General features: G+C 64.9%; 16 protein-coding genes. 12 read left to right on the forward strand and 4 right to left on the reverse strand.

Features of this window, described 5'->3' with window-relative positions; all coding sequences use genetic code 11:
• Positions 1 to 3: 3 nt before the first annotated feature.
• Positions 4 to 918, forward strand: a complete 915-nt coding sequence (locus tag ACVBEQ_RS06660; RefSeq protein WP_447153494.1) for an O-fucosyltransferase family protein — start codon at positions 4 to 6, stop codon at positions 916 to 918.
• Here the strand turns inward: ACVBEQ_RS06660 and ACVBEQ_RS06665 are convergent.
• The 4 genes from ACVBEQ_RS06665 to ACVBEQ_RS06680 are packed head-to-tail and all read right to left on the reverse strand — an operon-like array spanning position 833 to position 5,942.
• The gene (locus tag ACVBEQ_RS06665; protein ID WP_447153495.1) at positions 833 to 1,816 is read right to left on the reverse strand and encodes a glycosyltransferase family 2 protein; all 984 of its coding nucleotides are present in this window, start codon (positions 1,814 to 1,816) and stop codon (positions 833 to 835) included. The genes ACVBEQ_RS06660 and ACVBEQ_RS06665 overlap by 86 nt on opposite strands.
• The gene (locus ACVBEQ_RS06670; protein WP_447153496.1) at positions 1,813 to 3,948 is read right to left on the reverse strand and encodes a glycosyltransferase; all 2,136 of its coding nucleotides are present in this window, start codon (positions 3,946 to 3,948) and stop codon (positions 1,813 to 1,815) included. Before ACVBEQ_RS06670 ends, ACVBEQ_RS06665 begins: the two co-directional genes overlap by 4 nt.
• 10 nt (positions 3,949 to 3,958) lie before the next feature.
• Positions 3,959 to 4,729, reverse strand: a complete 771-nt coding sequence (locus ACVBEQ_RS06675) for a CDP-alcohol phosphatidyltransferase family protein (RefSeq protein WP_447153497.1) — start codon at positions 4,727 to 4,729, stop codon at positions 3,959 to 3,961.
• Positions 4,707 to 5,942, reverse strand: a complete 1,236-nt coding sequence (locus ACVBEQ_RS06680) for a DUF1972 domain-containing protein (protein WP_447153498.1) — start codon at positions 5,940 to 5,942, stop codon at positions 4,707 to 4,709. Before ACVBEQ_RS06680 ends, ACVBEQ_RS06675 begins: the two co-directional genes overlap by 23 nt.
• Before the next feature lie 879 nt (positions 5,943 to 6,821).
• Here ACVBEQ_RS06680 and ACVBEQ_RS06685 point away from each other — a divergent pair.
• From ACVBEQ_RS06685 to ACVBEQ_RS06735, 11 genes are all read left to right on the forward strand, one after another.
• Positions 6,822 to 7,283: a DUF4352 domain-containing protein gene (locus tag ACVBEQ_RS06685; protein WP_447153499.1), complete on the forward strand. Its 462-nt coding sequence runs from the start codon at positions 6,822 to 6,824 to the stop codon at positions 7,281 to 7,283.
• A gap of 50 nt (positions 7,284 to 7,333) precedes the next feature.
• Positions 7,334 to 11,098, forward strand: a complete 3,765-nt coding sequence (locus tag ACVBEQ_RS06690; RefSeq protein WP_447153500.1) for a PKD domain-containing protein — start codon at positions 7,334 to 7,336, stop codon at positions 11,096 to 11,098.
• A 135-nt stretch (positions 11,099 to 11,233) separates the two neighbouring features.
• Positions 11,234 to 12,295: a glycosyltransferase gene (locus ACVBEQ_RS06695; RefSeq protein WP_447153501.1), complete on the forward strand. Its 1,062-nt coding sequence runs from the start codon at positions 11,234 to 11,236 to the stop codon at positions 12,293 to 12,295.
• A 260-nt stretch (positions 12,296 to 12,555) separates the two neighbouring features.
• Entirely contained in the window at positions 12,556 to 13,638 is a 1,083-nt protein-coding gene (locus tag ACVBEQ_RS06700; RefSeq protein WP_447153502.1) for a polysaccharide pyruvyl transferase family protein, read from the forward strand.
• An 11-nt stretch (positions 13,639 to 13,649) separates the two neighbouring features.
• The gene (locus tag ACVBEQ_RS06705; protein WP_447153503.1) at positions 13,650 to 15,158 is read left to right on the forward strand and encodes a lipopolysaccharide biosynthesis protein; all 1,509 of its coding nucleotides are present in this window, start codon (positions 13,650 to 13,652) and stop codon (positions 15,156 to 15,158) included.
• Entirely contained in the window at positions 15,155 to 16,411 is a 1,257-nt protein-coding gene (locus ACVBEQ_RS06710; RefSeq protein ID WP_447153504.1) for a Coenzyme F420 hydrogenase/dehydrogenase, beta subunit C-terminal domain, read from the forward strand. The genes ACVBEQ_RS06705 and ACVBEQ_RS06710 overlap by 4 nt, the downstream gene beginning before the upstream one ends.
• A gap of 40 nt (positions 16,412 to 16,451) precedes the next feature.
• Positions 16,452 to 17,444, forward strand: coding sequence for an acyltransferase family protein (locus ACVBEQ_RS06715; RefSeq protein WP_447153505.1), 993 nt, complete (start codon positions 16,452 to 16,454; stop codon positions 17,442 to 17,444).
• Positions 17,445 to 17,569: 125 nt separating this feature from the next.
• Positions 17,570 to 18,850, forward strand: a complete 1,281-nt coding sequence (locus ACVBEQ_RS06720; RefSeq protein WP_447153506.1) for a hypothetical protein — start codon at positions 17,570 to 17,572, stop codon at positions 18,848 to 18,850.
• A 189-nt stretch (positions 18,851 to 19,039) separates the two neighbouring features.
• Positions 19,040 to 20,587 carry a tyrosine-protein kinase domain-containing protein gene (locus ACVBEQ_RS06725; protein WP_447153507.1) on the forward strand — a complete coding sequence of 516 codons (1,548 nt, stop codon included), beginning with the start codon at positions 19,040 to 19,042 and terminating at the stop codon, positions 20,585 to 20,587.
• A gap of 275 nt (positions 20,588 to 20,862) precedes the next feature.
• Entirely contained in the window at positions 20,863 to 21,348 is a 486-nt protein-coding gene (locus tag ACVBEQ_RS06730) for an FAD synthase family protein (protein ID WP_447153508.1), read from the forward strand.
• Between the two features lie 321 nt (positions 21,349 to 21,669).
• Positions 21,670 to 23,205 (forward strand): sugar transferase, encoded by a 1,536-nt coding sequence (locus tag ACVBEQ_RS06735; protein WP_447153605.1) that lies wholly within the window; start codon positions 21,670 to 21,672, stop codon positions 23,203 to 23,205.
• Positions 23,206 to 23,240: the final 35 nt, after the last annotated feature.

The following is a 23,240-nucleotide window of genomic DNA, read 5'->3' on the forward strand; positions in this document are numbered from 1 at the left end:
GGCATGCTGGATCTACTGCGTGACAACTCCCTGGTCTCGTACAACGGGCGTTTCTCGGGCCTGGGCAACCGGATACGGGTCGTGCTGGGCAGCAAGATGCTGGCCCAGGCGGAGAGCCGCGCCTTCTACTACGTCTGGCCGACGGGGCGCACCTTCGGTCCCAGGTTCTCCCAACTGTGGGAAATCACGGACCGCACCTTGCCCCGCGCGGTGTCCAAGGCGCTTTCGTTCAAGTACCCGTATCTCGACCACACCCTGGATTGGTTGGACGATCGGCGGCGCGCGGACCGGATATGGCAGATCCGCACGAGCCACGCCCTTCATCTCCCGGCCGGTACCAGGTCGTGGCACGAGGAACTCCGGTCGATGAGACCGGTCGGCCAGGTGGTCGACCGGATCAAGGACTCGTATGACGGCGGTCTGGCCCAGCGGCCGTACGTCGGGGTGATGATCCGTGCACACGCCGCCTCGCACACCAAGACGATCGAGCACTCACCGGTGGAGTGGTACCTGGACCGGATGCGGGAGATCCGCGCCGGCGACCCGGACGTCCAGTTCTTCGTCTCCAGCGACGTCGCCGAGGTGCAGAACCGGGTCGGCCGGGAGATCGGCGGCTGCCATTCTCTGTCGGACAAAGGTGCGTACAACTCTGTACAGGGCGTCCGGTCCGCCGTCGCCGACCTCTACCTTCTGGCGAGCTCGAGCTATCTCCTGGGTCCGCATTACTCCAGCTTCGTGGAGCTCGCGCGTTACCTCGCCGGAGAGGCCATTCCGCTGGAGACATCGATGGCGGCGCCGACCGGGGAGTACAGCCTGGCTGCGGCGGGTCAGGTCAGCGATCCGACCCGGCCGCATCTCCGGGAGCACGGGGCGTCGCCGCCGACCTCGACGTCAGGCGGCGGAACAACTCCCTCATGACGATGCCGTAGCCGACCAGAGACCCCCCGACGGCTGAGGCGATCGCGCGCGGGGACTTCACGACCTCGCGTCGGCCACCCCTGGACAGGATCGTCGCGCTCTCGGCCGGTGTGTGCCACACCCAGCTGAGGATGGAGCGCGTCGAGAGGTGCCGGCTTGCGAACAGCAGGCGGTTGCGACAGTTGTAGTAGTAGTAGGTGGGCGACTTGCCGGAACCACGGAGCTGGTCCAACTGGGTTCCACCCGGGTCGTGCACTGCCTTTACGTCTTGCGCGACGATCAACCGCCCACCGAGCTCGACGCAGCGGCGCGAGATGTCGACGTCCTCCCAGTACAGGAAATAGTCGGGCGCAAAGCCGTCGAGTTCCTCCCACATCTCGCGACTCGTGACCAGCACCGCGCCGGTCAGCCACTTGTCGGGAGCCGAGACGAACGGCCCGTTGACCTTACCCACCCGTCCCGACCTCTGGTTGATCTGTGATCCCGCCGACCACACCGACCCGTCGGGCCTGGTGATCACCGGATTGACCAGGCTGCGTGGGTCGGTCCGCACGATGCCGGCCAATTCCCGGCAGGCGGAGGCGTCTATCCAGGCGTCCGGATTGAGCAGGACCACGACGTCACACCCGAGTGCGATCGCCCTGTCCGCACCGAGGTTGTTGCCGTCACCGAAACCGAGATTGTCAGCGGGAGCCACCAACTCCCAGCCCCGTTCGGCGGAGAGGTCCGTCACGGATTCACGCTCCGCCGGGGAGTGGAAGTTGTCGACCACGACGATCCGAATACACGGGTCGCCCTCGAGTGCGGTCAGGTTGGCCGCCAGCAGCCGGTGAGCACCGTAGTTGACCACCACCACACCGATCGAGCCGTCTGCTTCCTGGTGCGCCGGCCCGGTCATGGAACCTGGTGAGCAGGGGCAGCTGCAGGGGGCGTCCGCCGCGGCCCGTACTCGCTGAAGACGTAACCGGTCACTCCGGCGACCATCCCGGCCCCACGTGCCATCGTCCGAACGCCTCGGGCCCGCATCGCCATCGAGTTCGAAACGCTGCCCGCAACCACTCGCGCCAGCCCGCCGATCAGCCGGACGGTGCCGATCTCCACGGACTTCAGGCGTACCGCGAGCCGGTCACGCGGTGCACCGGTGAGCGCGAGCGAGGTCCTGGTCCAGGAGTTGCCGGAACGAAACGCCCGCTGCAGCACCCACCGGCGGGTCACTCTCGCCGCCGGCACCCGGTCGACAACGACGGCCTCATCGCACCAGATGAGGTCCTCGCCGGAGGCGGCCAGCTGCCGGCTGAACAGCGTGTCCGAGCCACCGCTCTGGCCGAACCTGTCGTCGAAGAACAGACCGAGCGGTCTCACTCTGGACATGTCCAGCAAGAGGTTGTTCGTGGCTGCGACGGACACCTTTGTCCCGGTGGGGAGTCTGCGACGATCGAAGAACCGTCCGGCTCGAACCCACGCGTCCGGATCCTCGTCGAACTCGGAGACCACGGCGCCCACCACAGCCGCGCAGGCGAATCGCCGGTGCGTGTCCAGCAGCGATCGGAGCCAACCCTCGGCGGGGCGCTCATCGTCATCGATGAAGATCAGCAGGCCGTCGTCGGGCACCTCGATCAGGGCGCGGTTCCGGGCGGCGGCGATGCCGGGTCGCGGTTCGTGGACGTAGCGCACCCGCTGGTCGTGGATCGCGTTGACGATGTCCGCGGCGCTGCCGGCCGGGTCGTTGTCGATGATCAGCAATCCGGCGGTGGCGTCGTGGGTTTCCGAGAGCTGTTGCAACACAGCGGGGATGGCTTCAAGCAGATCATCGGGCCGACGAAACGTGAGCATGGCGACCGTGACAGGGCCGGCACTGCTCGTTCGCCCGGCTACCGCGTTTCCCCGGCCGGCCAATCCGGAAAGGCGTTCGGAAACAGCTTGGCGGTAGCGAGCCGGACGGTGCCGATCGGCGGCAACCCGTGCATCGCGGATGGCGCGTTCCCGGAACCCGGCCCAATTGGCGTGGACTGCGAGCGCTGCTGCGGACCAGTCTTCCAGTGCGTTGGCTGGAACTTTCTGCGCGCATTCGTAGCCGAGGACGGCCTCGTCGAGGCCGCTACTGGCGCTGACGATCACCGGCCGGGCCGCGAGCACCGCCTCGACAGCCGTGTTCCCGAATGGCTCATCTCCCTGCGAGGGCACCAGCACGAGATCGCAATCGCTCAGGAACGGCCATACGTCGTCATGGAAGCCGTGGAAGCTGACGGCGTCCGACATGCCGAGATCGGCGACCAGGTTCCGTAGGTCGAGCTCGAACCACTCGTAGCCCTCGAAGGCCGAGCCGACCAGATCAAGGGTGACAGCGAGACCGTTCGCGCGTAGTTGAGCTGCAAGTCTGATGGCGACCTGCGGACCCTTTCGCGGCGCCAGTCGGCCGACGAACAGCAACCGGACGGAGCCGTCCAACCTGTCCCTCGGCGGCGACACGGACGGTGGGCCGGGGACGGCGTTGTAAATCACTTCCGACTTCGGGCCGAGTGCACTAAAGGAATCGATCAGCACATTTCGCGAGAATGCGCTGTTGACGATGAGCGCGTCCACAGAGAGCAGCGGAAACGCGAGCACTCTTCGAACCCCGATCGGCACGGAGCGCTCCGATTCGTGAACATGGCAAATCACCGGGCGGCCGAGCAGTCGGGCCAAGTAGATCCACAGCGGGATCGTCAGGGTCGACACATAGACCACCCGCGCATCGGTGCTGCGAAGGAGGCGAAGACCGGGCACAACGCCGGTCGCGCCGGCGGCCACGAGGTGTGCAAATCCACGGGGGCGCAAGGCTGCTTTGCGTAACACCGGCGACGGCGCGAAGGTGACCTCTCCGCCGCGAGCTCGAACCTCCTCGACCAAGGGACCCGGCCCGGGCAGTACGACGTGCACCGACCAATCCGAATCGACCATGGCCGCAACGGTTTCCAGCATGACTCGGTCGGAACCGTAGAGATCGGAACTCGGATGTGCAATGACGACCGACGGTTGTGCCGCTGTCATGGACTGCCGGTCACCGTGCCTGGACCGAGGGAGCCAGATCGATCGCCCGCATGTCGCGGTACCACTTGACCGCGGCGAGGACGAGGAACAGCGCGCAGCAGAAGAACAGGGTGCCGTAAACCACGAAGAACACCGAGGGCCAGCCCAGCAGCAGGAAGACAAAGCACAGCAACCCGTAGTCCGTCGGCAGCACCAGAAGGGCCCGCAACGGCGACGAGGTGTCGGCCCGTGTGATGACCTTTTCGGACGACTTGTTCCGGCGCAATTGATCGTTGAGTGTCATTCCGAAGAATGACACCGCACCGACGACGGTGAATCCGACCGGGACCAGCAGCCAGGCATCGGACGGGAGGTCGAAGAACCGGTAGGTGGAGATGAGGACCGCCAGATGGAGGCTCGAGATCTTCGTCGCGTCAACCATGTGGTCGAGCCATTCGCCCGAAGTCGAGCCGCCGCCACGCAGCCGGGCCAACTGCCCATCCGCCGAATCCAGGGCATAGCCGATGACCAGTCCCAGCGTGACGGCCATCCCGACGAGGAGGGACGGGCCGAAGACCGCCAGAACCGCGATCGCGGCGAACGAGAAGGCCGCGCTGATCGCTGTGACGGCGTTCGGGGTCATTCCGAGAAGATGGGCACCTGCAGCGAGATACCTCCCGGCCCTGCGGTTCACGAAACGCGAATACGCCGGCGCACCTTTGGTGTTCTTTTGCGCGGAGCGCAACCGTTCGAGGGCTTCGCGGTAGGAGCCCGTGCTGTCACGCTGATCGACGTCGGTCATATTGCCTCGCAGGTAGCGGGTCGGCGATGGGTTCGGTGAGCCGTGCCGACGGTGTGGCCTGCGGTGCCTCGGCGAACTGGTCGGGGAGGGTCAGTGTGGCATCGCCCGTTGCCAGTCGCCGACAGAGAATCTCATAGCGGTCAGCGACGTCGTCCCAGTCGTAGCGTGCTGCTCGCTGAGCGGCCAGCGCGCCCACCAACCCGGTCATGGCCGCATCTGCCTCGGACTCCTCGATGCGCCGGGCAGCCTCCTCCGCCGACCGGAAATAGTGCCCGGCTTTGCCGAGCACCTCACGGTTGAAGACCACATCGAAGGCCGTCACGGCAGTCCCGGCGCCCATCGCGCGCAGCAGTGAAGGATTGGTGCCACCGACGGAATGACCGTGAACGTAGGTGTGCGCGTTCGCGTAGAGCTGGTCGAGCAATTCTTGATCCCAGACGGCTCCGACGAATCGCACCCGATCGTCCGCCGCGGCGTGCACCATTCGGGTGTATTCGTCCGCATAGGGCGCGGAGCCGACAACGATCAGCGGCTTCGTGGCGGCGCTCGCGCTGAAGCCCCGGACAATCATCTCGACATGGTTCTCCGGCTCGAACCGGGCAACCGCGAGGTGGTAGCCACCGGGCCGCAGGCTCAGCTCGGCAACCCGTCGACCGCCGTCGCTCTTGATGGTCGGAGCCCCGTACGCAATCAGGTCCGTCGATGCGTCGTATCGATCCCGATAGTAGTCGGCGATTCCGACGGCATCGGCAATCAGTGCGTCGGACCACCTGACGGACAGCCGCTCCGCCATCTGGTAGTAGCGACGACCGGTGGCGCCCCACTTCTTCCGCTTCCACTCAAGACCGTCGACGTGGGTGGCGAACGGGATACGAGCGGCCCGCAGTAACGGCATCCAGGGCGCATTGGCCGCGTTGAACACGATCGCGGCGTCTGTTCGATGCCGCATGAGGTGCGCGACCGACAAACCGGTGTGGCTCAGCGTTTCCAGGCTTCGCTTGCGCAGAGCACCGAAGTGCACCAGTCGCATTCCCTTGTATCGCTCGAGCTCGGCATCCCTGCCGCGCGTTCGACAATAGACAACGATGTCGTGGCCCCTGTCGGCCAGTCTGGCGCCAACCTCCTCGATACACGTTTCAAACCCGCCGTAGCGAGCCGGAACACCGCGGGTACCGACCAGCGCGATGGTCAAAGGTTCATTCACTACACTCACCTTCGCTCAATGACGCCTCGTCGGTCCATCGGCTCATCAATGGGTCAACGGTGATCCGGCGACGTAGTCCGAGGTTGTCGTACCGCGCAGCCGTCGAGCGGAATACCGAGGTTATCAGCCGTTGTGACGTGTTACTCGGAGTTCTGGACTGGCTACCCGGCATAGTTGCCAGCTCCTTGCATCCAAGACGTGGACGGCCGGCGCTACGGCAGGTTGCTCCGGTGTAGAACCCTCAATTGTCGGCTATCCCGTTGTCCGGGCATCGAGGATCCCGGCAACCGTGCCAACTCTAGCCCATAAGTGCGCAGCACGGACAGGACTTCCTTCGCTGCTCGGCGTGAAAGCGACGCAGGATCACCCTACCGAGTGAGTAGACACCTAACGGGCGTAGCCGCTGTGCTACAGCACTACGGAATGTTAGTCTTGCTCGGACGGCTAATGGTCGCCGTGAATGCCGCGATCCATTCGGGGGTTTGGATCTTGCAGCGCGTCACGGTGACGTCGGCCGGGGGTGATCGAACGTGGATCTGTCAGCAGAGTTCGTGGGGGGAAGCAAGTGATGAACCGTTACCTCGGTTTCGTGATCGGAGCCGTGTCTTGTCAGCATTCGCAGTGAGCCCTGCGCGGAAGCGCCGGTCGGGAGTCCTTGCAACGTCAGTTGCCCTGGTGTTGCTTCTCGCTGCCTGCACCGCGTCGACGGAGCAGGCCTCAACGACATCGCAGCGGCCGGCGGACGCGTCGGCTGGCGCATCTGCTGCAGCGGGCGAGCAATCCGCTGGGACACCGAGTGTTTCGAGCTCAGCCGAACCAGCGCAGGATCCTTCTACCGCATCAGAGTCCGTCGATCCGACGGCCGCGGAGACGGCCCAGCCGCCGGCCGTGATCACCACGCCGGTCGCACCGCCCGGCGGCAGCGGTGTCGGCAGCGTTGTCCCTGAGGTCACGCTGAGCACCGAAAAGCCGATCCCGATGGCATCGACGGCCGACTTCGGGGACGTCTCCGCTGCCATCACGACTGTTTCCGCGGTGACGGCCACCGGTGTTGGACCGGGCCAGATCACCGGTCCCGCGGTTGCTGTGACTGTGAAGATCACCAACGACTCGGCGGAGGCCGTCTCTCTCGATTCGGTCTTCGTGAACCTGAACGACTCGACCGGCGCTCCCGGTCAGCCGTCCACCAGCAGTCCCGCAGCACCGCTCACCGGTGAACTTGCCCCGGGCGCAACAGCGCAGGGTGTCTATGTCTTCGGTGTGCCGGAATCCGCCCGCAAGCCCGTCACCATTCTCGTCAGCAACACGATGGCCGCCAAGGTCGTCAGCTTTGTGGGAGATGCTCGATGACCAGGAGAAACCTCATGCACACCAGTCCTCTTTCCAAGCGTCTGACGAGCATGGCGACAGCAGTCGCGGTCGCCACCCTGGGCCTCGTGGTCCTGCCGGCAACCGTCGCCTCCGCCGCTGTTCTTCCCACACCGGCCCCCGTCGAGCAGCGCTCGGCATCGACGGTCACCGCGGACGTCCTCCCCACCGTCCAGATCGACAGTGGCATCGTGTGGTCGCAGGTGATCATCAAGGGGAAGGTCTACGCCGGTGGTAGTTTCTCGAACGCCCGTGCTGCCGGGGCCGCACCCGGCACCAGCCTCACGCCGAGGGGAAATCTTCTCGCCTACAACCTGACAACCGGCAATCTGGACACCACCTTTGCTCCGTCGCTGAACGGCCAGGTCAAGGTGGTGGCCGCGTCGCCGGACGGCAGCCGGCTCTACGTCGGAGGATCCTTCAATCAGGCGAACGGTCAGACCCGCTTCAACATCGCGGCCTACGACACCACGACCGGGGCGCTGATCACCACCTTCAAGCCCGCCGCCGGCGGTTCGTACGTGAACGCGATCGCGGCCACGAACACGACCGTCTATGTCGGTGGCCTGCTGGCGGCGGGCGCCGGGGTGGCGCGGAAGAACCTGATGGCTTTCGACGCCGCGACCGGGAAGCTGAAGGACTGGGCTCCGGTGACGGACCTGCAGGTCGACACGATGGTCATGACCCCCTCCAACTCGAAGGTGATCATCGGAGGTCGGTTCTCCACCGTCAACAACGTGTCTCAACGCGGCATGGCCGCGCTCGACCCCACCTCAGGTGCCCTCACTGCATGGGCGGCTCCGCAGACCATTCAGAACGGGATGGGGACCGGGACGACAGCAGGCAAGGCCGGCATCTACGCACTGAGCACCGACGGCACATCGATCTTCGGCACCGGCTGGGTGTATGCGAACGTGACCACCGGGAACCTCGAGGGCGCGTTCTCGGCGGAGCCCGAATCCGGCAACATTCAGTGGCTGGAGGATTGCCACGGCGACGCGTACAGCGCCTACTCCGACAAGACGAACGTCTATGCGGTGGGTCACCCGCACGATTGTGTTACCAGCGGTGGATTCCCGCAGGCGAATCCCGCCCCGGGCAACATGCGCCATGCCATCGCCTTCACTGCGGCCGCAAGGGGAACCCTGTCGCGGAGTCCTTCTACCGGCTCCATCTACAAGGACTGGAGCGGCCAGCCCGCGCCCGCGATGATCAACTGGTTCCCGGACTGGGTGACCGGCACCGCTTCAGGGCAGGGCCAGGCGGCCTGGACGATCACCGGAAGCGGGGACTATGTCGTCTTCGGCGGCGAGTTCCCTTATGTCAACGGCACACGTCAGCAAGGCCTGGTCCGGTTTGCGCGGCCGAACGTCGCCCCGAAGAAGCAGGGCCCGCGACTCGCCGGTGCCAACTGGGTTCCGAGCCTCACCTCGATTGCGCCTGGAAGCGTGCGGATCTCGATGCCCGCAAACTGGGATCGCGACGATTTGTCGCTCAGTTACAAGATCCTCCGCGACGGCAACGCGACGACGCCAGCCTTCACCAAGACGCAGTCGTCGACCTTCTGGAACCTTCCCGGGTCGGTCTTCACCGACACCAATCTCCAACCCGGCAGCACGCACACATACCAGCTCGTCGCAACCGATCCCGACGGCAATGAGGCGAAGGGCGCCGTGACCAGCGTGACGGTCACATCACAGTCGATGAGCCCTTACGCGCAGTCCGTCATCAACGCCGCCCCGTCGTTGTTCTGGCGGCTCGGTGAGGCGTCCGGAACCGCAGCGTTCGACTGGGCCAACGCCAATGACGGCATGGTCGGCAGCACCGTGACGCGTGGTGCCACCGGTGCCGTCTCGGGCGATGCCGACAAGGCGTCGACTTTCAGCGGGTCAACCACCGGAATCGTGGCGACCACCACCGCCGTGCCCGGCCCCAACGTCTTCTCGTTGCAGGCTTGGTTCAAGGCACCCACGACCAGTGCAGGCGGGAAGATCATCGGGTTCGGCTCGAGCGCCTCCGGCTCCTCTGGTTCGTATGACCGGCAGATCTACATGCAGAGCGACGGCAAGATCAGGTTCGGCGTGTACAACGGCGCAGCCAGGACGGTCGTCAGCACCGCGAGCTACAAGGACAACAGCTGGCACCAGGTCGTCGGAACCATGGGCGACAACGGTCTGGTGCTGTACGTCGATGGGCAGCAGGTGGCCGTCGACAGCGCGACCAAGACGGCTCAGGTTTACAACGGCTACTGGCGCATCGGTGGCGACAACCTGGGCTCGTGGCCGTCCCGGCCCACCAGCGACTACTTCGCCGGCAGCATCGATGACGTGTCCGTGTTCCCGGTCCAGCTGTCCGGAGCGCAGGTCGCCAACTTCAAGTCGCTGGCCTCGGGCGGCGCCAGCGCCGCGCCGACCGCGGCGTTCACGGCGACACCGAACGACCTGACGGTCGCCTTTGACGCCGGAACGTCGACGGCCAGTTCCGGTCAGTCGATTTCCGGGTGGGATTGGAACTTCGGGGACGGCTCGGCTCGCGGGACCACCAAGACGGCCTCACACACCTATGACGCCGCCGGGACGTACACCGTCACGCTCCAGGTGACAGACAGCCAGGGGATCACCGACTCGGTCACGAAGTCGGTGACAGTCAAGGCGGCACACGCCAAGCCCGTTGCGGTGATCGGTGCCGCGCCCAACGCGCTGGCAGTTCAGTTCGATTCGTCCGGTTCCACGGCGTCGGACGGGGCGACCATCGCGTCTCAGAGCTGGACCTTCGGTGACGGCGGGACCTCAACCCTGCCCAATCCGTCGCACACGTTTACGGCGGCCGGAACGTACAACGTCACGCTCACGGTGACTGACAGCCAGGGAGCAACCAGTGCGGCTGCCACCCAGGCGGTGACTGTCTCCAAGGCCAACCCGGTCGCCTCCTTCACCGCCAATGCCACATTGCTCGACGTGGCGGTGAACGGGAGCGCGTCGACAGCACCCCAGGGCGAGACGATCTCGGGATACGCCTGGACGTGGGGTGACGGCACGGCCAACGGTTCCGGCGCCACGGCGAGCCATTCGTATGCGGACGCCGGCACCTACAGCGTCAAGCTGACGGTGACAGACACCGCCGGGGGGACAGCATCGACCACCAAGTCGGTCACGGTGCTCGCACCCGGCGGCGACATCGCAGCCGACGCCTTCGCCAGGACCGTGGCAACCGGGTGGGGTACCGCGGAAACCGGCGGGAACTGGGGCACCTCGGCGGGCTTCAGCGTCACCGGTAATTCGGGCAAGTTGGCGTTGACAGCAAAGGGTCAAACGCGAACGAACGTGCTGTCCGGAGTATCGGCCAGAGACGTGGACGCAACCCTGGACGTTGCTCTCGACAAGGTTGCGGACGGAAGCGGCACCCAGTTCAGCTATCTGGTCCGGCGCACCACCGGTGGTGATTACCACCTGAAACTCCGGTACGCAGCCACCGGGTCGGTCACGGTGTCCGCGGCCAAGCTGGTGGGAACAACCGAGACTCTGCTTTCGTCGGCGACAATCTCAGGACTCACGTACACGCCGAACCAGGTCCTGAAACTGCGCTTCCAGGCGGTTGGTGCCGGATCGACAGCATTGAAGGCCAAGGTGTGGAAGGGATCCGACGCAGAGCCGAGCGCTTGGCTGGTGTCGGCGACAGACTCCGAGCCGACCCTGCAGACCGCGGGATCGATCGGCGTGGTCTCTTACCTGACAAGCACCTCGACCAGCGCACCGGTCACCGTCTCGATCGACAACCTGAAGGTCACAGCACCGTGATCTGATGTGTTCACGGCGGACACCGCACCGTTGGATCGAGTCACACACTGATGGAAGGGCGTCACCCGGCGAGGCCGCCGGGTGACGCCCTTCTGGGTATCGTCGGGCCGTCACGGGTCAGTTCAGGAGGTCACGGTGAAAAACCCCGACGCCGCGGCATCCCTCACGGTCCTCGCCTCCTTTCCGGCGCTGCGGGCAACGACCAATCCGTACATCGTCACGCTCGCTCGCGAACTGGCTGCTCAACCGGATCTCCACCTGCGGTTCTTCAGCTGGAAATACGCGCTGGTCGGCCACTATGACGTGTTCCATGCGCATTGGCCCGAGTTGTTCGTGGCCGGACCGCCCGGTATCAAGGTCGCGGCACGTCAGCTGCTGTTCTCCCTGGTCCTCGTCCGGCTGTGGGCCACGCGTACTCCGGTTGTCCGAACCCTGCACAACGTGCGACCGCATCACGGTGGCCGCAGGGTGGAGAAAGTGTTGCTCCGCCGTTTGGATCGGCTGACGACGGCATGGGTCAGGCTGAACCCCCTGACTGAGACACCTGACGTCGCACGAACTTTCACGATCCTGCACGGTGACTACATCGACTGGTTTGCAAAGTATCGACAGCCGCCGGCGCAACCGGGACGGGTGCTCTTCGCGGGTCTGATCCGCGACTACAAGAACATCCCGACGTTGATCGCGGCATTCGCGGGGATCGACGATCCCACCTTCCGGTTGCGGATTGCGGGGAGCCCATCCACCGCGGAACTCGCTCACTCGCTGGAGTTGGCAGCGAAAGACGACGACCGGGTGTCGTTCACCTTCGAGTACGTCAGCGACGAAGAACTCGCCGACATCGTGGGCCGGTGCGAACTGATGGTGCTGCCCTATGCCGAAATGCACAATTCCGGTGCGGCGTTGATGGCGCTGTCCATGCGCCGGCCCGTCCTCACCCCGGACAACGCGGCCACCCGCTCCCTGGCGCAAGAGGTGGGACCCGGGTGGGTGTATCGGTTCGCGGGCGATCTGACAGCGGCGGACATCCTCGCCGCGATCACCGACCGGCGTCGGCGATCCGCGGCCGTCGCGCCGGATCTGACCCGGCGAAGCTGGCGCGATGCAGGCCGGCGCCATATCGAGGTCTATCGAGCAGCACAACAGTTGCGGGCCCGACGCCGCCGACGATTCCGGCGTCAGGAACTGCACCGTTGACGTCCTCCGTTTCACTCTTGACGGGACGCCCGTGAGGCGGCTGGGACCCCGGAGAGACGACTGCGGTGATAAGATCAGTACGGTATTCGGGTGTGTTCGGGGCGGGGAAACCACACCCAGGGGTGCCGTGCGAGGACGACGATGTCGCTTCGACATCGAGGCATGTTCCTTTCGGTCTTCCGTCGGGCAGCCGACCACCAGGTGGCCATCGCAGTGAGAACATCATGTCTTGATCCGCTGCACGGACAGGGGGACGCGCGTTGAAGGGGTTGATCCTCTGGGCAGAGCCGGCATCGTCGAATCTGGGGGTCCGCGCGCTTGCCGAAGGCACTCAGCGCCTTCTCGAGACGACGTTCGGTGACGTCGAGGTGGCCTTCCAAGGCTTCGGTCAGGGCGACGCGCCCGTCCGGATCGGACAGCCTTCCCCTCAGCTGCGCAGGCTGGCAGCTCGGCACAGCGAGTTGGTCGATTGGGTTCGCACCTTTGACATCGTCGTCGATACGAGGGCCGGCGACAGTTTCGCTGACATCTACGGTGTCCGCCGACTGGTGGTGATGTCGCTGATGAGTGAGATCGTCGCCCGCGCGGGGGTCCCCCTGGTCCTGGGGCCGCAAACCATCGGCCCTTTCGGCACCCGCCGAGGCCGCTTCTTGGCCAGGCGATCGCTACGGTCCGTACGAGTCGCCATGGCCAGGGACCCGCAGAGTGCCGAACAGGCATCGCGGATCGGCAGGCCTGTCGATGTTCTGACGACCGACGTCGTTTTCGCGCTGGAGGCGGCTCCTGCCTCGGGTAGGCGCGACGTCCTCATCAATCCCTCCGGTTTGCTCTGGAACGACGGCAATCCGCACGTGGATGCTGCGGCCTACCGACTTCTGCTCCGCGAACTGTGCCGCTCTCTTCTCGAGCAGGGCCGCAAACTGAGCCTGCTCGCCCACGTCCTGGATTCACCCCTCTCGGACAACGACGTGCCGGTGGTCGAGCTGCTCGCCGCGGAATTCGGCGATGAGGTCGAGGTACTGATACCCGGAGATCTGAAGCAGGCCAGGTCTTTCCTGTCCTCCGCCGAAGTGGTGATCGGATCCCGGATGCACGCCTGCCTCAACGCTCTGTCGGTCGGCCGACCTGCGATCCCACTTGCCTACTCGCGCAAATTCGATCCGCTACTGCGCAACATCGGCTGGGAGAACACCGTCGATCTGCGTGCGGCCGGCGATCACGTCACCAACATCCTGAAAGCTATCGACGATCCGGACCTTCGCTCGCGGGTCAGTGAAGTGCAGAGCAGGGCCGAGCACCTCCTCGACGGCGCCCGATCGTGCTTGTCCGCGGCAGTGCGATAGGACAACGGACAGTGCCCGAGGAACCGGTCAGCGTCGGCGACACCACGGTGTCGGCGACGTCCAACGACCCCGCGGTCTCCGGTCATCGGGCTGCGCGCGGCGCATCGGTCGTGATGGTCGGGCAGATCGCCAGGATTGTCATCCAGATCGGGTCGGTCGCAGTTCTGGCCCGGTTGCTCGACCCCGTTGACTACGGACTCATCGCCATCGTGCTGGCCGTTGTCGGTGTCGGCGAAATCCTTCGGGATTTTGGTCTGTCCGCGGGCGCCATTCAGGCGGCCCACCTCGACCGGCACCAGCGGGACAAACTCGTCTGGCTGAACACCGCCATCGGAGCGGGCCTGGCGCTCTGCGGGGTCCTGCTGGCGCCGGTGGTCGCGGCGATCTTCGGTCAACCGCAGCTCACCGGCATCACCCAGGTGCTGTCGATCACCTTCCTGATCAGCGGAGTCACCGCGCAGTACCGGGCGGATCTCAATCGGCGTATGCGGTTCAAGTCCCTGGTGGTCACCGATGTCGCATCACAAGTGATCGGGGTGGTCATCGCGATCGTGCTCGCGCTGGCGGGGACGGCGTACTGGGCGCTCGTTGCACAGCAACTGGGGGTAGCCATCTCGACCCTGGTCATCCTGATGCTCTACGCGCGTTGGCTGCCCAGGCGGCCGCGGCGCGGGGTGGACGTGAAGTCGATCGTCCACTTCGGGCACGGCATGATGGCATCCCAACTGGTGGGATACCTGAACAACAGCGTGGATACCTACACCATCGCGCTCACCCTTGGTCCCGATCAGTTGGGCATCTATAACCGTGGGTTCCAGCTCCTCATGCGCCCGCTCAACCAGCTGCGCGCGCCCAGCACGACGGTCGCGCTGCCGGTGCTCTCCAGGCTGAACAACGATTTGCCACGGGCAAGTCGGTACATCGTGAGCGGCCAACTGGCCCTGGGATACCCACTGGTGGGGATGCTGGCGTTCGCTGCCGGTGCTGCCGTACCACTGGTGAACCTCTTCCTCGGCAGCGACTGGAGCGCGGTTGCACCCGTGTTCGCCCTGCTGGCGATCGCCGGCGCGTTCCAGACGCTGTCTTACGTGGGGAATTGGGTGTATCTGGCCAGGGCCCTGACCGGTCAGCTGTTCTGGTACTCGCTTGTCAGCCTGTCGATCAAGGTCGTTTGCGTCGTCGTCGGCAGCAATTGGGGCATCGTCGGCGTGGCGGCCGGATATGCCATCGCGCCGGCCATTGCATGGCCGATCTCGCTGTGGTGGCTTTCCCGGCTGACGCCGATTCCAGTTCGGGCGCTGACCTACGGCGCGATCCGCATCACCGGCTGCGCCGTGGTGGCCGGGCTGGCCTGCCTGCTTGTCGTCACGTCTCTCGCGTCGCTGCCGCTGCTGCTGGAGATCGCTGCTGGCGCACTCACTGTCGCCGCGGTGTACCTGCTGGCAGCCGCTGTCCTGCCATTTATCAGGTCCGATCTGCGCGAAGTGCTGCTGATCGGCCGGAAAGCGATCAAACGGTGACGACGAAGGCCGGGGCGGGCGCGACCGTGGCTCCAGGCGCTGATCTCCGCGGCAGCGTCGAGCGGGTCGTCCGCTCGGACAACTGCTCCGGATGCGGCGCGTGCGCGAGACTGTCCACATCGATCTCAATGGAACTGGATGCCGAAGGGTTCATCCGACCGATCTTCCCGCTCGACGACCGTCCCGACGACCCGACGGCGTCCCGAACGTTCGCCCAGATCTGTCCAGGCGTCGCCGTCACGTCCCCGGCGACCGCGGCGATCCCCGACCACGAAACGCTCGGCCCTGCCGTCTCCGCATGGACCGCCTGGGCCGTCGACCCGGAGTACCGGTTCGCCGGGAGTAGTGCCGGCGTGCTGTCGGCCCTATCGTCCTTCTTGATGAGGACCGGCGAAGCGACATCAGTCGTCGGCGCGGCTATGTCGGCCGACTCGCCCCGAAGGACTGTTCCCCTGGAGCTGCGGACCAAGGCGGACGTGCTGTCAGCCTCCGGTTCGAGGTATGCGCCGGTCGCCAACGCGTCGCTGTTCGACCCCGCGCGAGCTGATCGGGCCTTCGTCGGCAAACCCTGCGAGGTGTACGCGGCGCGGAAGCTGTGCGAGGAGACCTCAGGCGCCTCGCCGGTGCTGCTGTCCTTTTTCTGCGCCGGGGTTCCCTCGCAGTTCGCGACCGATGACCTCGTTGCAGCGATTGCGGCTGACCGGGGAAACGTCGCGTCGGTGCGGTATCGGGGCAATGGCTGGCCCGGCTCGTTTGTCGTCAGGGACGCGGGCGGTGCCACCCGGTCGACGTCCTACGAGGACTCTTGGGGTAACCACCTCGGTCGGCGACTGCAGGAGCGATGCAAGATCTGCCCGGACGGTACCGGGGGACACGCCGACATCGCCGTCGGTGACTACTGGCATGCCGATGCCTCCGGTTTCCCGTTGTTCGACGACGCGGACGGGCTCTCGGTCGCGATCGCGAGGACCGCACGAGGGCATCGCCTCCTGATGAGCGCCCGGGACGCCGGCGTGCTCGGTCTCGAGCCCGTCGACCTCGACGCCGTGGCCGCCGTCCAGCCGCTTCAGGTCAAGCGGCGTCGAACGTTGCTGGGGCGCCTTGCCGGACGGCGGCTTGCCGGTCGAGCCGTACCACGATATAGCGGATTTCGATTGCTGAGGCTGGCCGTCTCTTCGCCCGGTGATTCGGTGAGAGCGGCAAGAGGAACGTTCTCCCGGACCCGTCGGCGACGGCAGAAGGTGGCGACATGATTCCGGTCGACTTCGCGTCCTACGCGAATTGGACCCGAGCATGATGGCGACGCGGCTGATGGAAGTGCGGACCAAAGGCGCCCGATTTGCGTGGATGGATCTCCTGCGCGGGGCTGCGATGTTCATGTTGATCCTGTACCACGCCTCGGCTATCGCCAGCCTCTACGGACGTGACCTGCCGAGGTCGCTCGTCATCTTCAACGAATTCTTTCTTCCATTCCGCATGCCGACGCTCATGTTCCTGTCGGGAATGTTGCTGTCCAGTTCGTTGCGTAAGCCGCTGGTCCAATACTATTGGGGGAAAGCAAAGTACGTAGCATACCCCTACATCATCTGGACCGTTATTCATTCTTACACATTCGGGTTTCCGTGGCCGTTGTACAATCCAAAGGCGTGGATCGCGACAGGATACCTGTGGTTCCTGTTCTACATCGGGTGCTTCTACCTGATCGCACCGCTACTCCGAAAAGTGCCACCGCTGGTCATTGTCCTTGCCGCGTGGATCATCTCAGTGCCGCTGGACACACCCGTCAACAAGAGATTCTTCTTCCTCGCGGGGTTCTTCTTCCTAGGGCACTTCTGCAAGTTGCAGGGAGACAAATTCGAGCGTCTCGTGCTGAGTCGGTGGACTCTGGCCCTGATTCCCTTCGCCGTCGGATTCGCTGTCATCAGTGCGGTGTACGGACCATTCCGGTATCAGGGCACCTTCGCCATTTTCAGCGTGTGCGGGATTCTGGGACTGGCAAGGTTGTCGCTGGTGTTGCAGCACCGGTCGTGGACGGCTCCGGTTCAATACATCGGCCGGAATTCCATCATTTTTTACACCACGCATTTCCCCATCATCATTGCCGTGATCTATGTATCGACGGTCCTGTTCGGCGGACCGCTGTGGGCGCTCGTGCCGTTGGACTTCGCAGTCGCCCTGCTGGGCGGCCTGTCGTTCTCCTATCTCGCCGCCCGCGGTCCGGTGAAGTACCTGTTCCAGGCACCGGATCCTTTCTCCAAGAAATTCCTGCCTGCGACGCGTCAGTAGGCGGAGCGGCACGATCGGCGATGTCATCGAATGTTCTTCGGACGCGTCGGTGCCACCAGACGTTGGTTAGGATGCATGGCGGGTGCGGTCGAGCCCGTTCTCGGTGATCAGGCGGGCGGTCGAAGATGTTCGGTCTGTCGGCGGGGGAACTCGCCCTCATCCCGCTCAGCCTGGCACTGGTGGTCGGCCTTGCCGTACTTGTGCACTTCCGACCCAAAGCCGGTGTGCTGCTGTGGCTGTTGACGGTCGCGTTCGTGCCGTTCTGGATGGGCGCATCGTTCGTCGTCTATTTCGTGCCGACGTCGCTGCTGGGCATCTTGCTGCTTGTAGCAATGCGTCCTGGTTTGCCCCGACTCGGGGCTGTCGACCTCATCGTCGGGTTCTTCTTCGTCGCCTGTCTTGCCCCGGTGCTGGTGGGTGGGGGGACACAGAGCACGGTGTTCGGGGCGCTCTCCCAATGGCTGGTGGCGTTCCTGCTCGGCCGCCTGCTACCCGGCAAGGTCGACGCGCAGTGGATCTACACGTGCGCTGTTGTCATCTTCACCGTGGTGGCCGGCTTGGCTGTGCTGGAGTTCTTCCTCGCATGGAACCCTTTCGTGACGCTGGGTCCGGCCAACGATCTTCACATCAGATGGGGCAATCTGCAGGGACGGGGGACTCTGCTGCGCGCCGAGGGAGCCTTCGGGCACTCGATCGCGCTCGGCTGCAGTCTCGCCCTCGCCCTTCCGATGGTGATGGCCGCATCGTTCGGCGTTCGGACGAGAGTGCTGATGGTGGTTGTCATGCTCGGCGGGGTGGCGGTCACGATCAGCCGGATCTCGATGATCTGTGCGGTGCTGGCCGCCCTGCTGACCATCGCCTTTGTGGCTGGTGTGCCCCGCCAACTCAAGGCGAGCATTCTGGCGCTGCTGGCCGTCGCCGCCGCCGTGCTGGCGCCATCTTTCATCGCCATCTTCCAGACCGCTGGTGAAGAAGCGACGAACAGCGCCAACTACCGCGGCGATCTGCTGCAGCTGGTCCCGGACATCGACCTGCTCGGTATCTCGTCGGCGGCCTATCGGTCGCCGACAGGTGAACTGTTCTTCGGCAGGTTTCAGTCGATCGACAGCCAGGTGCTGTTCACGGGGCTGACCTACGGCTGGTTTGCGCTGGCGGCAGGCGTGGCCCTGCTGGCTGGAGGGCTGCTCGTGGTCCTGCGTGGTCGCGCCACTCCGGCGACCGTTGGGGTGGTGGCGCAGATCCCCGCACTGGCTACCGTTGCGCTGATCACGCAGTACTCGATGTGGTTCTGGTTCATGGCCGGGCTGGCCGTTTTCAGCCAAGTGAACGGAGTTCCCAAGGTTCCGGAACGGCACTCGGAAGGCCCCATCCCAGAAGTTGCCGGCTCACGTCACACTGATGTGTGACGAAGCAGGTCCCACCAAGACGACTCCCGAAGCGAAGGACTGTTCTCGGTGGGAGTGATCTTGCCGCCCGTGAACTAGGCTGAACGGGGGGTTGTCATCGTTCGGTGACGAAGTACTGGGGTCGGACACGTTCCGCGGCGGATGTCGCGGGTCTTGTCGCGTCCGACATGCTGCGGGGAGGTCCCGGGAATGCACGCGATGGAGTTCATGCTGGTGCTGAAGAAGCGCTGGCTGTACGTGCTCCTGCCTACCCTGCTCGGGTTCGGCGCCGCCGCAGCCGTTTCCTACGCGGCCACACCGATCTACCAGGCCACGGCCAGCGTCTATTTCTCCCTTCCCTACGGGGAGTCCGCGAGCGACCTCTTCCAGGGCAGCAACTACACGCAGAAGCAGTTGTCCTCGTATGCAACGCTGGCCACCCTCCCCGTCGTGCTGGAGCCCGTCGTCGAGAAGCTCAATCTCCCGGTCACGGCGGCGGGTCTCGCCGGCAGCGTCGATGCGGTCGCCTCGAACGACACGGTGCTGATCGAGATCCGGGCATCCGATTCCTCACCGGACGAGGCGGCTGCGGTCGCCAACGCCGTCGCCGACCAGTTGGCCGTGGTCGTGCGGGATCTGTCCCCGAAGAGTGCGAACGGCCAGCCGTCCGTGGATGTCTCCATCGTGGCGCAGGCGACAGCGCCCTTTACGCCGACGAGCCCCAATACGAGGCGCAACATGGCGGCCGGATTGTTGGGCGGCCTGTTCGCCGGGCTGCTTCTGGCCCTGGCCCGCGACCGCTTGGACACCAGGGTTCGAGGACCGAAGGATTTTCCCGCAGGTGTCTCACGGCTGGCGACGGTGCCGTTCGACAAGGCGGCACGCAAGGACCCACTGATCACCGAGCGCGGTGGGCGATCGGGCCGTACCGAGGTGTTCCGCAGCCTGCGGACCAACCTCCAGTTCGTCGATGTCGCCCAGCCTGCCAAGGTCATGGTGGTGACGTCCTCTGTTGCCGGCGAGGGGAAATCCAGCACTGCAACGAATCTCGCGATCGTCTTCGCGGAGGCCGGCAAGCGCGTCTTGCTCATCGATGCCGACCTCCGGCGGCCGAGGGTCTCCGACTACATGGGCCTGGAAGGTTCTGTCGGGTTGAGCAACGTCCTGGTCGGCCAGGCATCCGTTCAGGATGTGATTCAGCACTGGGGTCGGGATGGCCTCAGCGTGCTGGCCAGTGGGTCTCTTCCCCCCAATCCGTCCGAACTGTTGGGGAGTCCCAATATGGCGGCGCTGCTCAAGGCCCTGCGGCGCTCCTACGACCTCATCCTCATCGATGCGCCTCCGCTGCTACCTGTGACCGACGCCGCTGTTGCGGGCGTCCAGGCCGACGGTGTGGTGCTGGTCGTGCGTTACGGCAAGACGACGAAGAACCAACTTGCCTCGGCCACCCAGTCTTTGACCGCCGTCGATGCGCGGGTTCTCGGGGTGGTGCTGAACATGGCACCGAAGAAGGGGTCGGACGCCGGTCTGCGTTACGACGGTTACGGCTACTACGAAGACGATCCTGACTTGAAGAAGCCGCTGCTCGTGGTTGACGCAGCGCCGTCCCCGAACGGGTCAGCTCCGATGGTCGATTTGCCGAACGGGCAGGCACCGGAAACGGCGAACCCGGCCGTTTCCGCGGCTGTGACGACCTCCAGACTCGCCGGCCGGGCAAGCCGCGATCGCACGGGAATGCGGCCGCCCACCAGCAACTGACCAGTGAGCCCGCGGGCTTGGCCGGCATATATTTCCGCGGGTCTAGGGACTCCGGTGGACAGGTTCGAGATCGGCTGACCCGGGGTTGGTTGGGCGAGTGTTACACCTTGATGGGGTGAAACTTCATCGGGATGGCCCATTCAATTACCAGTCGTAGTATCGTTCGTGGGCTGCTGTCACCCGTACGGCGTAAATGTTACGCCGATTGCGCCCATTTCGGTTACCGTTGACTCTGGCTGTGGGGCGGGGGCCCCGCCACTTCTGGATCGCCGACGGTGTCGACCAATCCGGGCTTCACACAGTTGAAAGAGGTACACGTGCGTATCGGATACGCCCCGGGGGCTTACGACCTCTTCCATGTCGGGCACCTCAACATCCTCCGTCATGCCAAAAGCAACTGCGATCACTTGATCGCCGGCGTGGTCTCGGACGAGATGTGCTTGGAGGCGAAAGGTCACCGGCCCGTGATCCCGCTGGCAGAACGGCTCGAGATTGTCTCGCACATCTCCTACGTGGACGAGGTCTTCGCTGAGACCGTGCCCGAGAAACTCGAGACCTGGAGAACCGTCCGCTTCGACGTCCTGTTCAAGGGGGACGACTGGCGCGGCACCCCCAAGGGGCTGAAGTTGGAGCGCGACTTCGCTGCCGTCGGCGTGGAAATTGTTTATTTTCCTTACACAATGCACACGTCCAGCAGCATGCTGCGTGGCGTGCTCGCCACGATCGAGGGTCGCCGAGAGGCCACGGAAGCGACGGGCTAAGCTGATCGCCGGCTGGTAGCGCACAGTGCCGTGAAGCATCAAGTCGTCACCCGAATGGGCGGTTCTGTCGGGAGCTCTTCCGTCCCAGGGTTGCATAGAGTTAAATAGCAAGTGATCAAGAGGGTGCGGGGGCCCCCAAATGACGCAAGGCAACCCGGGATGATCGTCGATGCGGCGTACGCACTCGCCCGTCGTTCGACGGCATGACCCGGCGACCTCGCATCGTGTTTCATTCGCGCGTTTTCAGCAGCATGGGGGATCAGCATGGCGCTCACGACCGAACCGGTCGTTACCCGGAGACGGAGTCTGCGCCGCTTGAAGGTGTGGCAAGGCGCCACAGTCACGCTTCCCAGCTCCGATGGCGCCGGCACCGACAACACCGTCGTTCGGGTCGCGCCTCGTTCGCAGTACCGCAGCTGGGGGCGCCGCTACGCGGCCCGACTGCTCGTGACCGATTTCCTGGCTCTGCTGTTAGCCGCAGCTCTCGTCCTGATCATCCGTCTTCCCTCGGTCACGCCCGAGGCGGCGATCGACCAATTCTCGCCGACCTATCTCGCGTTGACCGGTTGCCTGTTGCTGATCTGGGTGCTGGCCCTGACCTGGTCCGGTAGTCGGGACGCGAAATCGATCGGCTATGGCGCTCTCGAGTACAAGCGGGTTCTGCACGCCACTTTCGCCGTCTTCGGTGTCATGGCAATTGTTTCGTACGTTTTCAAGCTCGAAATTTCGCGCAGCTACCTGTTGGTGATGCTGCCGGTGGGCCTCGCGGCAATACTGGTCACCAGATTCACCTGGCGGCGGTGGCTGCATCACCAGCGCACCGAAGGCAAATTCCTGTCGCGGGTTGTCGCGGTCGGCAACGTCCACACGGTGACAGAACTGATGCGGGACCTCCGGCGCGCTCCCCAGGCCGGCTACAAGGTGATCGGCGTCTGCCTGAGCCAGAGCGCGACCGCGGTGGACGCCGACGGCGGGCCGCTGACCGAGATCGACGGGGTACCGGTGCTCGGGGGGCTCGACCACGTCGCCGACCTGGTCCGCACCTCGGGTGCCGACACCGTGGCCGTCACGTCGACCGCGTCGTTCGGTCCGAGCCGGGTCCGCAAGCTCAGCTGGGAACTCGAGGACACCGACGCGGAACTCATTCTGGCTCCGGCGCTCACCAACATCGCCGGTCCGCGGGTGCACACCCAGCCGGTGGCGGGCCTACCGCTGATCCATGTCGATCGACCGACGTACCGCGGCGCGAACAAGATCTTGAAGAAGTCCTTCGATGTCGTCGGGAGTCTGTTGCTGATCCTGTTGTTCTCGCCGGTGCTGATCGGGACCGCCATTGCGATCAAGGTCTCCAGCAAGGGGCCGGTGTTCTTCCGTCAGGAGCGGGTCGGGATCAACGGCGAGATCTTCCGCATGATCAAGTTCCGTTCGATGGTCGTCGATGCGGAGTCGCGACTCGACCTTCTCCAGCAGGAGCGCGGGCCGGAGGACGCCGGGAATGTGATTCTGTTCAAGATGAAAAACGACCCGCGGATCACCGGGGTCGGCAAATTCATCCGCCGCTTCAGCATCGACGAACTGCCGCAGCTCTTCAATGTCTTCACGGGTGGAATGAGCCTCGTCGGTCCGCGGCCGCCGCTCAAGGCAGAGGTCGACCTCTATGAGGACGAAGCGCGTCGGCGACTGCTCGTCAAGCCGGGTATGACCGGGCTGTGGCAGGTGTCCGGCAGGTCGGATCTCACTTGGGACGACACGGTGCGGCTGGACGTCTACTACGTGGAGAACTGGTCCATCACCGGTGACATGGTGATCATCTGGAAGACCTGGAAGGCCGTCGTCTCTTCCGCCGGGGCGTACTGACCCTGAGCCTGCCTGCTGTTGCGGGGTGCGCGACC

The organism is Nakamurella sp. GG22, assembly GCF_052976845.2.

Coding starts and splice junctions, on each gene's coding strand:
- ACVBEQ_RS06675 (WP_447153497.1), bottom strand. CDS start 4,729: ATGACCGACGTCGATCAGCGTGACAGCACGGGCTCCTACCGCGAAGCC.
- ACVBEQ_RS06665 (WP_447153495.1), bottom strand. CDS start 1,816: ATGACCGGGCCGGCGCACCAGGAAGCAGACGGCTCGATCGGTGTGGTG.
- ACVBEQ_RS06715 (WP_447153505.1), top strand. CDS start 16,452: ATGATGGCGACGCGGCTGATGGAAGTGCGGACCAAAGGCGCCCGATTT.
- ACVBEQ_RS06725 (WP_447153507.1), top strand. CDS start 19,040: ATGCACGCGATGGAGTTCATGCTGGTGCTGAAGAAGCGCTGGCTGTAC.
- ACVBEQ_RS06690 (WP_447153500.1), top strand. CDS start 7,334: ATGGCGACAGCAGTCGCGGTCGCCACCCTGGGCCTCGTGGTCCTGCCG.
- ACVBEQ_RS06670 (WP_447153496.1), bottom strand. CDS start 3,948: ATGACAGCGGCACAACCGTCGGTCGTCATTGCACATCCGAGTTCCGAT.
- ACVBEQ_RS06660 (WP_447153494.1), top strand. CDS start 4: ATGCTGGATCTACTGCGTGACAACTCCCTGGTCTCGTACAACGGGCGT.
- ACVBEQ_RS06720 (WP_447153506.1), top strand. CDS start 17,570: ATGTTCGGTCTGTCGGCGGGGGAACTCGCCCTCATCCCGCTCAGCCTG.